9 protein-coding genes and 1 other RNA gene are annotated in these 12,614 nt (G+C 52.3%); 9 read left to right on the top strand and 1 reads right to left on the bottom strand.

Going from position 1 to position 12,614, the window contains the following annotated elements:
* Positions 1–33 precede the first annotated feature (33 nt).
* The 3 genes from ssrS to ACZ5FK_RS03660 all read left to right on the top strand — a co-directional run bounded on the left by ssrS (position 34) and on the right by ACZ5FK_RS03660 (position 2,118).
* Positions 34–214: non-coding RNA, 6S RNA (ssrS, locus tag ACZ5FK_RS03670), on the top strand.
* Positions 215–283: 69 nt separating this feature from the next.
* Positions 284–1,048 (top strand): tRNA threonylcarbamoyladenosine dehydratase, encoded by a 765-nt coding sequence (locus ACZ5FK_RS03665; RefSeq protein WP_464806559.1) that lies wholly within the window; start codon positions 284–286, stop codon positions 1,046–1,048.
* Between the two features lie 164 nt (positions 1,049–1,212).
* Positions 1,213–2,118, top strand: coding sequence for a chemotaxis protein (locus ACZ5FK_RS03660; protein ID WP_464806558.1), 906 nt, complete (start codon positions 1,213–1,215; stop codon positions 2,116–2,118).
* Between the two features lie 49 nt (positions 2,119–2,167).
* On the opposite strand, the gene ACZ5FK_RS03655 is transcribed toward ACZ5FK_RS03660, so the two are convergent.
* Entirely contained in the window at positions 2,168–3,451 is a 1,284-nt protein-coding gene (locus tag ACZ5FK_RS03655) for a replication-associated recombination protein A (protein WP_464806557.1), read from the bottom strand.
* A 199-nt stretch (positions 3,452–3,650) separates the two neighbouring features.
* Here ACZ5FK_RS03655 and cymR point away from each other — a divergent pair, with 199 nt between their 5' ends.
* The 6 genes from cymR (at position 3,651) to alaS (ending at position 12,530) form a co-directional block, all read left to right on the top strand.
* Positions 3,651–4,073 carry a cysteine metabolism transcriptional regulator CymR gene (gene cymR, locus ACZ5FK_RS03650; protein ID WP_464806556.1) on the top strand — a complete coding sequence of 141 codons (423 nt, stop codon included), beginning with the start codon at positions 3,651–3,653 and terminating at the stop codon, positions 4,071–4,073.
* A gap of 24 nt (positions 4,074–4,097) precedes the next feature.
* Positions 4,098–5,240, top strand: coding sequence for a cysteine desulfurase family protein (locus tag ACZ5FK_RS03645; protein WP_464806555.1), 1,143 nt, complete (start codon positions 4,098–4,100; stop codon positions 5,238–5,240).
* A gap of 19 nt (positions 5,241–5,259) precedes the next feature.
* A complete protein-coding gene (mnmA, locus tag ACZ5FK_RS03640; protein ID WP_464806554.1) occupies positions 5,260–6,381 on the top strand; it encodes a tRNA 2-thiouridine(34) synthase MnmA in 1,122 nt (373 codons plus the stop codon).
* Positions 6,382–6,395: 14 nt separating this feature from the next.
* Complete coding sequence (locus tag ACZ5FK_RS03635; RefSeq protein WP_464806553.1) at positions 6,396–7,067, top strand: tetratricopeptide repeat protein; 672 nt, start codon at positions 6,396–6,398, stop codon at positions 7,065–7,067.
* Positions 7,068–7,096: 29 nt separating this feature from the next.
* Complete coding sequence (gene recD2 / locus ACZ5FK_RS03630; protein ID WP_464806552.1) at positions 7,097–9,580, top strand: SF1B family DNA helicase RecD2; 2,484 nt, start codon at positions 7,097–7,099, stop codon at positions 9,578–9,580.
* Positions 9,581–9,893: 313 nt separating this feature from the next.
* Complete coding sequence (alaS, locus tag ACZ5FK_RS03625) at positions 9,894–12,530, top strand: alanine--tRNA ligase (protein ID WP_464806551.1); 2,637 nt, start codon at positions 9,894–9,896, stop codon at positions 12,528–12,530.
* Positions 12,531–12,614: the final 84 nt, after the last annotated feature.

Genomic DNA, 12,614 nt, shown 5'->3' with positions numbered 1-12,614 from the left:
GGAAAATGAAAGTGTGATAGGATACAATTAATACGAATCCTGGAGTGTTCGTTAATGGCTATCAGTTTTGACCGAACATATTGATCGTAGGGAGACTCAATTCCGGCTTGGATGGCATGCCCTCTAAAGGGACGTCAGAAGGGATGGATTGGACACCCACCTGCAGAGTGCGGGTTCAAAGCGATTAAGCCATGACGGCACATTCGGGATTCGTCAACTTTACTTAAATTCCCCTCTTGCCTACAAGGCCGGAGGGGTTTTCAAATAGAAGGGCGGAGTCAGTTTGAAGCACCAATTCTCCAGAAACGAGCTCGCAATCGGCAGAGAGGGGCTCGATTTGATAAAAGGCAAAACCGTCGCAATCCTTGGAGTCGGAGGCGTCGGTTCATTCGCAGCGGAAGCATGCGCCCGTAGCGGTGTCGGCCGGATCATCCTAGTCGATAAGGACGATGTCGATATTACAAATGTCAACCGGCAGCTAGTCGCGACCCTTTCGACAATCGGCCGCTTAAAAGTTGATGTCATGATGGAACGGATCCACGACGTCAACACTGAATGTGAAGTGATTCCGCTCCATATGTTCTATACCGAAGAGACGTATGAGAAATTTTTCAGCTATCATCCAGATTACGTCATCGATGCATCTGATACGATCAGCTATAAAGTGCATCTCATAAAGGAGTGCCTCGAGAGGGGAATCAAGATCATCTCAAGCATGGGTGCCGCGAATAAGATGGATCCGACACGGTTCAAAATTGCAGACATTTCGAAGACGCATACCGATCCTGTAGCGAAAGTCATCCGGCACCGTTTGAAAAAAGAAGGCATCAAAAAAGGCGTGCCTGTCGTCTTCTCAGATGAGAGCCCGATTGTCATCCGGGAAGATGTGGTAGGTGCGGTCGGCAATCCGGATGCTGCCATCCGCAAAGCGAAAATGCCGCCAAGCTCCAATGCCTTCGTCCCATCCGCCGCGGGCCTTATATGCGCCAGCTGGGTGATCAATGACATGGTGAAAGACATTCCGATTGAACGTGTTAACAGCAAATGACGTATCAGCGTGCGGATTCCCGCACGCTTTTTCTTATTCTTTATAAAAATATTCAGCAGTTCGCCATATTTCATATAGCATGGTGCATTTGAACCATGTATAATAGTAGTAAATAGAGTGTAAGTCCGACATAGTTTGCGGGCTTAGCAGAGGGTGAGGACAATATGAAGCAACATGATGGTATTTTGCTTGAAAGTGGAACGAACGAGCTTGAAATCGTTGAATTTGAAATGGGGCATAACCGGTTCGGGATTAATGTGATCAAAGTGAAAGAGATCATTTTACCTACTCCGCTTGCACCGATCCCACACTCCCATCCGGCCATCGAAGGCATTATCCAGCTGCGCGGGGAAGTGATGCCGGTCATCAGTATGGAGAGGGTCATGGGCCTGCCTGAGACAATCGGTAAAAACGAAGGAAAATATATCGTCACCGCTTTCAACAAGCAGCAGGTTGTCTTCCATGTCCATGAAGTAAGCCAGATCCACAGGGTTTCCTGGAATCAGATCGAAAAACCGGCAGATTTGTACTCCGGAGATTCTGCCCAGGTGATTGGCGTCATCAAACGGGAAGCAGACATGCTTCTCCTTCTCGATTTTGAAAAGATTGTCATGGAGATCAACCCGGACAGCGGCATCCGTATCGAGGAACTCAAGAAGCTAGGCAAACGTGAACGATCCGATAAACGGGTATTGGTTGCAGAAGATTCGCCTTTGCTTCGTAAGTTATTGAACGATACGCTTGCGGAAGCAGGATACGGCAATGTCGAGTTTTTTGAGAATGGAAAAGACGCTCTCCATTACTTGGAAAGCATCACAGAGGAAGGAAAAGACGTGACGAAGGAGATTCAGCTCGTCATCACCGATATTGAAATGCCGCAGATGGACGGGCATCACCTGACAAAGCGCATCCGGGCGAACAGCAAGCTGGCGGCATTGCCTGTCATCATCTTTTCATCATTGATCACCGACGAATTGAAACATAAAGGGATCAGTGTCGGCGCGAATGATCAGGTGAGCAAACCTGAAATCACTGAACTTGTCTTGAAAATGGACGAGCATATCCTATAAACAGACAGGGTTGCTGATCGGCTTTTCGGTCGATCGGCAACCCTGTTTCTCATTTTTTCCGGAATTCCTTTAGCCGCTCATAAATGGCGGCCATCTTCTTCTCTTCTCCCGCAAGCACCGGCTCGTAAAATTCGGTCTTTCGGAGGTTTTCCGGCAGATAATCCTGATTGACCCAGCCTCCGAATGAGCCGATCGGGGTATCGTGGGGATATTGATAGCCGACATGGCCAAGTTCCGCAGCCCCAGCATAATGGGCATCGCGCAGATGCGGCGGGATTTCGGCGGCCTGGCCCGTGTGGAGCTGTTTCGATGCGGCATCGATCGCTTTGTAGGCAGAGTTCGATTTCGAGGCGAGACACATTTCAATGACTGCGTTCGCAAGCGGTATCCTTGCTTCCGGCATGCCGAGCCGGATGGCGGCGTCTGTCGCGGCTGCGACATGCGGGCCTACAGAAGGGTCCGCAAGGCCGACATCTTCATATGCCATGACAAGCAGCCTCCGGGTGACGGCGATCAGATCGCCTGTTTCCAGCAGGCTTGCCAAGTAATAAAGTGCGGCGTTTGCATCGCTCCCCCGGACGGATTTCTGCAAAGCGGACAATAAATTATAGTGATGCGAGCCCTTCTTGTCACCGAGAAGGGCTGAGCGCCCGACGAGGTTGTCAATGAGCCAGTCCTCGACGATGATCTTGCCATCTTCCTCGTCACTTGCTGAAACGACTGATTCCAGGACCGTCAGCGCTTTTCTCGCATCCCCTCCTACGCCTCCTGCAATCCGGGCGATCTGATCATCCGTTATTTCAATTGCCTGCCTGCCAAGCCCGCGGTCCTTGTCATCCAGCGCGCGGCGCAGCAACTGTTCGACATCTTCTTGCTGAAGGCTCTTCAGCTCAAGTATTTCGCCGCAGCGTGACCGGATGGCCGGATTGACATCATGGAAAGGATTCTCCGTCGTCGCCCCGATCAGTACGATCGAGCCGTTTTCGACATGGGGGAGCAGCGTGTCCTGCTGGAGTTTATTGAACCGATGGATCTCGTCGAGGAACAGGATCACTTTTCCTGTGATCCTCGATTCGTTCACGACATCCTCTACGTCTTTCTTCCCGGAAACTGTGGCGTTCAAGGCGATGAACGGCAAATCCGCGGTGCCCGCGATTGCATGGGCGAGAGAAGTCTTGCCGATGCCCGGCTTCCCGTATAGAAGCATGGAAGGGACATGGCCTTTCTTCACCATTCTGTATAATGGGGTCCTCTCCCCGATGATGTCCCGCTGCCCAGCGATTTCGTCGATGGTCCGAGGCCTCATCCGAAAGGCTAGTGGTTCGTTGTTCATTTCATCACTCCTCAAACATCCGTTCCACTCATTATACAGGAGGTGCCGGCTGAAGTCATATGGAGGAAGCGGCAGGCCATATATGCTATACTATTTGAAGCATTTTATCTTGCAGGCAAGGTCCTGCGGCCACTAGCCGGCCGCCGGGCGTGAAAAAAAGTGACGCAGCAGGCGTACTTGATAAAAAGGACGATGTGCAATGAGGATTTCTACAAAAGGCAGATACGGGCTGACGATTGTCGTGGAGCTCGGCAGGAAATATGGAGAAGGCGCTCCGATGCCTCTCCGGAAGATCGCGGAAGAGCAGAATCTTTCGGAAGCCTATCTGGAACAGCTCATCCCGCCGCTGCGCAACAGCGGGATTGTCAAAAGCGTACGCGGTGCGTATGGCGGCTATAAACTGGCGAAACCGCCAAAGGACATCACGGCAGGAGATGTTATCCGACTGCTGGAAGGACCGATACAGCTAGTCGAAGAGATTGATGAAGACGATGTGCCGCAGCAGGAGTTATGGCATCGCATCGGAGAAGCGATCCGAGGGGTGCTCGACAATACGACTATCGAAGATCTCATCGACCCAAAAAGGCCTGCGGAACCGGAAGGCTATATGTTTTACATTTAATTCAGATGCAAAAGGAGAAATCCGATGGAAACGATATATTTGGATCATGCGGCGACTACGCCTGCCCGTCCGGAAGTGATGCAGGCCTATATGGAAGCGATGGAATCGGTGTTCGGAAACCCTTCAAGCATCCATCAATATGGCAGGAGCGCGCGGAAATTGGTGGATTCCGCCCGAAAAACGATTGCACAGTCAATCAATGCGGAGCCATCCGAAATCATCTTCACTTCCGGCGGTACGGAAGCTGATAATATCGCTCTTTTCGGCACAGCGCGTGCGATGAGGGAAAAAGGCGATCATATCATCACGACTGTGATTGAACATCATGCGGTATTGAATTCATGCAAGGAGCTGGAACGGCAAGGTTTTAAAGTGACCTATCTGCCGGTTGACGAAAACGGCAGGATTACTGCCCGCCAGGTGGAAGAGGCGCTGACAGACCGGACCGTCCTTGTAACTGTCATGTACGGCAATAATGAAATAGGAACGATTCAGCCGATCAAGGAAATCGGCGAACTTTTGAAAACCCATCAGGCGATGTTCCATACGGATGCCGTCCAGGCTTATGGAATCGTTAATTTGGATGTGAAGAACTTGGAAGTCGATCTGCTGTCGGCCTCCGCTCATAAATTGAACGGGCCGAAAGGGATCGGGTTCTTGTACCAGCGGAAAGGCGCGAATACTTCACCCCTCCAATATGGCGGAGAGCAGGAGAGGAAGCGCCGGGCCGGAACGGAGAACGTGCCTGCGATGGCGGGTTTTGCGAAGGCTGTCGAGCTTGCGAAAGAAAGTCTTGCTGAAAACCAGTCCCGCTACCACAGATATGCAGAGATTGTCACCAGCGTGCTGGATGATCAGTCGGTGGATTACGAAGTGAATGCGGAGCTGGCGGAAAGGCTTCCCCATGTCCTGAACATCAGCTTTGCTGGAACGGACATCGAATCCCTTCTTGTCAATCTGGACATGGAAGGGATCGCTGTCTCGAGCGGTTCCGCCTGCACAGCGGGCTCCCTGGATCCTTCCCATGTGCTCGTTGCCACATGCGGAAAAGGGTCGCCGAAATTGAGGAATTCAGTACGCATCAGTTTTGGCTATGGACTTGATGAGAACGTGGTCCGGGAAGCTGCCGGACGGATTGCCTCTATCGTTAAAAGGCTTGCGAATTGAAACATAAAGGATGAAAACAATGACTACTCATAAACCAATTGAACAAACAAGGGTCGTTGTCGGCATGTCAGGCGGAGTCGACTCGTCTGTCGCGGCACTTCTTTTGAAGGAGCAGGGCTATGATGTAATCGGCATCTTCATGAAAAACTGGGATGATACCGATGAATTCGGCGTCTGCACAGCGACTGAAGACTACGAAGACGTCATCAGTGTCTGCAATGAAATCGGCATCCCGTATTATGCCGTCAATTTTGAACAGCAATATTGGGATAAGGTGTTCACCTATTTCCTTGATGAATATAAAGCGGGCCGCACGCCGAATCCCGATGTCATGTGCAACAAGGAGATCAAATTCAAGGCGTTCCTGGACCATGCGATGAGCCTCGGAGCGGATTACCTTGCGACAGGCCACTACGCCCGCATTGCGCGCACGGAAGACGGGGTCGCTATGCTTCGCGGCAAGGATGCCAACAAGGATCAGACCTATTTCCTGAACCAGCTGACGCAGGAGCAGCTCGATAAAGTGCTGTTTCCGATCGGCGAGCTTGAGAAAAGTGAAGTGAGGAAACGGGCGGAAGAGGCGGGCCTTGCTACAGCGAAGAAAAAGGATTCCACCGGCATCTGCTTCATCGGTGAGCGGAACTTCAAGGAATTTCTCGGCCAGTACTTGCCTGCCCAGCCGGGTCCGATGAAGACGATGGATGGCGAAACCGTCGGGAAACATGACGGACTTATGTATTACACGATCGGCCAGCGCCACGGCCTTGGCATCGGCGGAGCGGGTGAGCCGTGGTTCGTCATCGGCAAAGATCTGAATGACAATACTCTCCTGGTCGGTCAGGGGTTCCATAATGATGCTCTCTATTCGGATAGCCTGACAGCTGTGAACGTAAGCTTTGCGACAGCACGGGAACTTCCTGCTTCTTTCAAATGCACGGCGAAATTCCGATACCGCCAGCCGGATACGGGCGTCACTGTCGAACTGCTCGGCGAAGGCCGTGCTGCTGTCTCGTTTGATACGCCGGTGCGTGCAATCACGCCAGGACAGGCGGTCGTTTTCTATGACGGCGAGGAATGCCTCGGCGGAGGGACGATCGATACGGTCATCAAAGATGGGAAAGAACTTGATTACGTCGGGTAAGGAGTGGAAGATAGATGGATTATAACGCCATGGGCATCGAAGCCCTGCAAGAAGGGAATTACGAGAAAGCGATCGAGTCGTTCGTCAAAGCGGCAGAAGAGGATACCGAGAACCCTGTCGGCTATATCAATCTTGGGAATGTTTTCACTGCTGCGGGGGATGCGGAAAGGGCAGAGAAGTTCTTTCAGAAAGCGCTGACGCTGGACGCGGAGGCAGGAGCGGCTTTGTATGGCCTGGCGAACCTTTACTATAACAGCGAGCGGTACGAAGAAGCTGCGAAGCTGTACGAGAAGGCGATCCGCAGCGGCATGGAAACGGCAGCAGATCCGTATTTCATGCTGGCGAAAAGCCTGGAACGCTCCGGCAATGATAAGCTGTCGCTGCCGTATATGCAGCGTGCTTCGGAACTTGCGCCGGAAGATGTGGAGATCCAGCTCGCATATGGGATTCTGCTGGCGAAACTGGAAGTCTTCGAACCTGCTGCAGATGTGTTGGAAAAAGTCGCCTTGATGGATCCGGAGAACGCGGATGCCCATTACAACCTGGGCCTAGTCTACGCGGTTTCAACGGACCGGGCAGATGAAGCCGCCTCCCACCTGGAGAGGGCATTCACTATTGAACCTGAGCATGTCCAGGCCAGGTATATATATGACATGATCAAACTGGGCAATGAAAACGGAAAGTGAAATCTGTAACGACGGGACGGTGAAGAGCATTGGATGGATTGGCAGGAAATGAAGGAAAAGAGGAACTGTTTATCGTCGGCCGCCCTGTCGTCACTATTTTTCATAATCCCAAAAGTCTTTTCACCATCGCAAAGCTGAAGATCACAAAGACGAACTCCGGCTATGCTTCGAAAGAAATCGTTGTAAAAGGCAGTTTTCCGGAACTGACGGAGAATGAGGAATACAGGTTCACGGGACGCTTGATCAACCACCCGTCGTATGGCGAACAGTTCGATTGCGTGACATTTTCGAAGGAGATGCCGGAAACGGAAGATGGCCTCGTCCATTATTTATCGGGTGACCTGTTTCCTGGAATCGGCCGGAAGACGGCCATCCAAATCGTCAAGACGCTCGGAAAAGATGCGATCCGCAAAATTGTGGAAGATCCGGCGGCTCTGGATGCAGTCCCAAAACTTTCGGATGAACGGAAAGAGATCGTTTCGAGTGTTCTTCAGCAGAACCTCGGCCTTGAGAGGACGATCGTCCAGCTGAACGAATGGGGATTCGGCCCGCAGCTCGCCATGCGGATCTACCAGACGTACCGGGATGAGACTCTGCAAATGCTGCAGGAGAATCCTTACAGGCTGATCGAAGACGTGGAGGGGATCGGCTTCCAGCGGGCTGATGACCTTGGCAGGCAGCTCGGGATGACAGGCAATCACCCAGACCGTATAAAAGCGGCCGTCCTCCACTTCATCAACCAGGCCGTCCAATCGGCGGGGCATGTCTATCTGCTTGCTGATGCTGTGCTGCCAGACGTCAAGCGGATGCTTGAAACGAGCCAGCCCCAAAGAATCGAATTTAACGATATTTCGCAATCCATCATCCATCTCGTCGAGGAAGGGAAGCTATGTGCGGAAGAGAGGAAGCTGTATATCCCGTCCCTCTATTTCTCTGAAATCGGCATTGCATCCAAGCTTGAGAAGATCATGGATAATGATGCGAAAGACAGATTTCCCGCTTCGGAAATCCGAAAAGCGATCGGCGAAGCAGAGGAACGGCTCGGCGTGACATACGCAGAGACACAAGCCGCCGCCATCCAGACTGCGATGAATTCACCCGCCATGATTTTGACCGGCGGACCCGGCACCGGCAAGACGACAGTCATCCGGGGCCTTGTGGAAGTGTATGCTGAGCTGCACGGCCTCCCGCTCGACCCAAAAGAATACGCAAAGAAGCAGGAGCCGTTCCCGATCGTGCTGGCAGCACCGACAGGGAGGGCGGCGAAAAGGATGTCCGAATCGACCGGACTCCCAGCAATGACAATCCACCGTCTTCTCGGTTTCACAGGACAAGAGGATGATGATGCAGAGGGACGGGAAGTTGAAGGAAGGCTTGTCATCATCGATGAGATGTCAATGGTCGATACATGGCTTGCCCATCAGCTACTGAAGGCGCTTCCCGCGGATATACAAGTGCTGTTTGTCGGCGACCAGGATCAACTGCCGCCGGTCGGGCCCGGCCAAGTGCTCCGAGATATGCTGGCATCAGGCAAGCTTCCCGTCATTGAACTGACGGATATCTACCGGCAGAGCGCCGGGTCGACGATCATTGAGATGGCCCATATGATCAAACGGTCCGATTGGCGGGACGATATCATTAAAAAGACATCCGACCGCTCGTTTATACGGGCGGATGCCGAGCAGATCAAGAGTGTGGTTGAGCAAGTTTTGAAAAATGCCCTGGCGAAAGGGCATTCCATCAAGGATATTCAAGTACTTGCGCCGATGTATAAAGGGCCGGCAGGGATTGATGTCTTGAATAAGATGATCCAGGAGATGGTCAATCCTCCCGGCCCCGACCGGAAAGAGATCGTCTTCGGGGAGGTCACGTACCGGATCGGCGACAAGGTGCTGCAGCTGGTAAACCAGCCGGAGAGCAATGTGTTCAACGGAGATATGGGAGAAGTCATCGCTATTTTGCGCGCGAAAGAGACCGTCGAGAAGAAGGATATGCTTGTCGTCTCTTTTGATGGCATAGAAGTGACATATGAACGCAACGATCTGAACCAGATTACCCTCGCGTATTGCTGTTCTATCCATAAATCGCAAGGCAGCGAATTCTCGACTGTCATCATGCCGGTCGTCCGCAGCTACCGGAAAATGCTTCGCCGGAATCTCCTGTATACGGGCATCACACGGGCAAAGAACTTTTTGATCTTATGCGGTGAACCGAAGGAGTTCAAAGACGGCATCCAGCGGACGGACGAGCTGGAAAGGCAGACGACGCTGAAAAAAAGGCTGCAGGGCGACCTGCCGGAAGAAGCGGCTGAACCTTCAGCAGGCAATCGGGCGGGAGCGGCGGACAAAAGCCCAGGACCGGACGAAAAGGCCGCGGCCCGTCTGGAAGAAGTTCCGGGGGATACGGAAGCCGAGGGTCCACGGAGCCTTTCTGCAGACAATATCCTGCTCATCGACCCGCTGATTGGCATGCATGGCGTTACGCCGTACGACTTTTTGGAGGCGGCCGATTGACAGGCGGAGTTTTTTTACCTATAATCCAAACTATCATATATGCAACACGATGACGGAGACAGTACGCATCTCTTCCATGCCCAGAGAGGAACCCCTTCAGGCTGAAACGGTTTCCATGGAAAATGACGGAACGCTACTCCCGAGTGCAACTGATCATTGCCGTTTGCCGCGTTAAGGCCTTCTGAGATGCCGGCGGGACACGTGCCGGCGAATTAGGGTGGTACCGCGAATCTACACTTCGTCCCTTCCAAGGGGGCGGAGTTTTTTTATTTTCCGGAATATGCGGCCGGTAAAAAAACGGAGGTAAATACAGATGAAGAGATTGACTGCTGCACAAATCAGGCAACTGTTTTTGGACTATTTTAAAGAACATGGGCATAACCAGGAGCCTTCCGCTCCGCTCGTGCCGATTGACGATCCGTCACTTCTGTGGATCAACAGCGGAGTCGCTACGCTGAAAAAGTATTTTGATGGACGGGTGATCCCGGAAAATCCCCGGATCGTCAACGCACAAAAGTCGATCCGGACGAACGATATCGAAAATGTCGGCAAGACAGCGCGCCATCACACATTTTTCGAGATGCTCGGCAACTTTTCAATCGGAGATTATTTCAAAGAGGAAGCGATTGAACGTGCATGGGAATTCCTCACGGATGAAAAATGGATCGGATTCGATCCGGAAAAACTGTCTGTGACCGTCCATCCGGAGGACGAGGAGGCATACGGCATCTGGAAGGACAAGATCGGCGTGCCGGAAGAGCGGATCATCCGCCTGGAGGGCAACTTCTGGGATATCGGTGAAGGCCCGAGCGGTCCGAATTCGGAGATTTTCTATGACCGCGGTCCTTCTTATGGAGACGATTTTTCGGATCCTGAGCTGTATCCAGGCGGCGAGAACGAACGATATCTTGAAATCTGGAACTTGGTATTCTCCGAATTCAACCATAACCCGGATCATACGTATACTCCGCTCCCTAAGAAGAACATCGATACGGGGATGGGCCTCGAGCGGATGGCGTCTGTCATCCAGGACGTGCCGACAAACTTTGACACGGATCTCTTCATGCCGATCATCCATTCCGTCGAGAAGGCATCTGGAGAGACATACGGCAAAGATTCAGGGAAGGATACGGCATTCAAAGTGATCGCCGACCATATCCGGACCGTCGCATTTGCAATCGGGGACGGGGCGCTTCCTTCCAATGAAGGGCGCGGCTATGTCCTTCGCAGATTGCTGAGACGTGCGGTGCGCTATGCGAAACAGCTAGGCATCCAGCGCCCGTTCATGTATGAACTGGTTCCGGTCGTCGGCGACATCATGAAGGATTTCTACCCGCAAGTCGCGGAAAAACAAGACTTTATCATGAAAGTGATCAAAAACGAGGAAGAGCGGTTCCATGAGACGCTGCATGAGGGACTGTCCATCCTCTCAGGTGTCATCGAAAAAGCGAAGGAATCAGGTGAAGCGGTCGTCTCCGGAGCAGATGCGTTCCGTCTTTATGATACGTACGGCTTCCCGTTTGAACTTACTGAGGAATATGCGGAAGAAGCGGGCGTCACTGTCGACCTCAAAGGCTTTGAAACGGAAATGGAAAACCAGCGGAGCCGCGCACGTGCTGCCCGCCAGGACGTGGACAGCATGCATGTCCAGTCGGAAGTTCTCGGCGGATTGCACCAGGAGAGCCGGTTCATCGGCTATGGCCAACTGGAATGCGATGCTGAAATCCTGGCTCTCCTTCAAGGCGGACAGCTGGTGCAGCAGGCTTCCGAAGGGGATGAAGTGCAATTCATCCTCGACAAGACACCGTTTTACGCAGAAAGCGGCGGCCAGATCGCTGACAGAGGGATCATTACCAACGAGTCGTTTATCGCGGATATCAAAGATGTCCAGAAAGCGCCGAACGGCCAGAACCTCCACACGGCGACCATCCGCTCGGGCGAGATGCATGCAGGAGATGCAGTGCATGCGAAAGTAGAGAAAGATTCCCGTAAATTGACGATCAAAAATCATACAGCGACGCATCTTCTCCATAAGGCGCTGAAAGAGGTCCTTGGCGAGCATGTCAACCAAGCGGGCTCGTATGTCGGCCCTGACCGTCTCCGTTTCGACTTCTCGCATTTCGGGCAGATAACTGATGAAGAGCTTGAGACGATCGAACGGAAGGTGAATGAGAGGATCTGGGAGGACATCACTGTCGACATTGCCCAGAAACCGATTGACGAGGCGAAGCAGATGGGCGCGATGGCTTTATTTGGTGAAAAATATGGCGATATTGTAAGAGTCGTTTCGGTCGGAGATTATTCCATTGAGTTATGCGGCGGGTGCCATGTCAGCACGACAGCTGAAATCGGGCTTTTCAAAATCGAGTCTGAGAGCGGAATCGGAGCCGGCACGCGCCGGATCGAAGCTGTTACAGGCAAACAGGCATACGTTTCATTCAAGAAAGAAGAAGGGCTTCTTGAAGAGGCGGCACATCTGATGAAAGCGAACCCGAAGGATATCGTATCGAAGACGGGTGCTCTCCTTGCCGACCTTAAAGAGATGCAGCGCGAAAACGAATCCCTCTCAGCGAAGCTAGGAAACAGCCAGCTGGACGGCATCCTTGCGTCCAAGCAGGAGATCGAAGGCACAGCAGTGATTGCGGCGAAAGCGGATGTGAAAGACAATAACGGTCTGCGCCAGATGATCGACGAACTGAAACAGAAGATCGGCAGCGGTGTTGTCGTCCTTGGTACTAGTGTGGACGGAAAAGTGATGCTGGCAGCAGGTGTGACAGATGATTTGAAAAAAGGGAACTTGCATGCAGGCAAAATCGTCAATCACGTAGCATCCATTTGTGGAGGAAAGGGCGGCGGCCGGCCTGATATGGCTATGGCCGGAGCGAAGGACGCTTCTAAACTTGATGAAGCATTACAATCCGTGTATGATTATGTCAAATCGGAAAACTGATCGTCACGAGCAGCAAGTGGCGGCTCATATGTGAGATTGATTCGGAAATGGCATGTCGGGTATAATGGATACGGGAATCATATC

The sequence above is a fragment of the Sporosarcina sp. GTC18466 genome (assembly GCF_055389225.1).
The sequence above is the reverse complement of the archived record's forward strand: the minus strand, read 5'-3'. Positions and strand labels throughout refer to the sequence as shown.

What these genes read in the sequence shown, in the direction of transcription:
- ACZ5FK_RS03635 (WP_464806553.1), top strand. Translation starts at nt 6,396, where the DNA reads ATGGATTATAACGCCATGGGCATCGAAGCCCTGCAAGAAGGGAATTAC.
- ACZ5FK_RS03660 (WP_464806558.1), top strand. Translation starts at nt 1,213, where the DNA reads ATGAAGCAACATGATGGTATTTTGCTTGAAAGTGGAACGAACGAGCTT.
- ACZ5FK_RS03655 (WP_464806557.1), bottom strand. Translation starts at nt 3,451, where the DNA reads ATGAACAACGAACCACTAGCCTTTCGGATGAGGCCTCGGACCATCGAC.
- cymR (WP_464806556.1), top strand. Translation starts at nt 3,651, where the DNA reads ATGAGGATTTCTACAAAAGGCAGATACGGGCTGACGATTGTCGTGGAG.
- ACZ5FK_RS03645 (WP_464806555.1), top strand. Translation starts at nt 4,098, where the DNA reads ATGGAAACGATATATTTGGATCATGCGGCGACTACGCCTGCCCGTCCG.
- alaS (WP_464806551.1), top strand. Translation starts at nt 9,894, where the DNA reads ATGAAGAGATTGACTGCTGCACAAATCAGGCAACTGTTTTTGGACTAT.
- mnmA (WP_464806554.1), top strand. Translation starts at nt 5,260, where the DNA reads ATGACTACTCATAAACCAATTGAACAAACAAGGGTCGTTGTCGGCATG.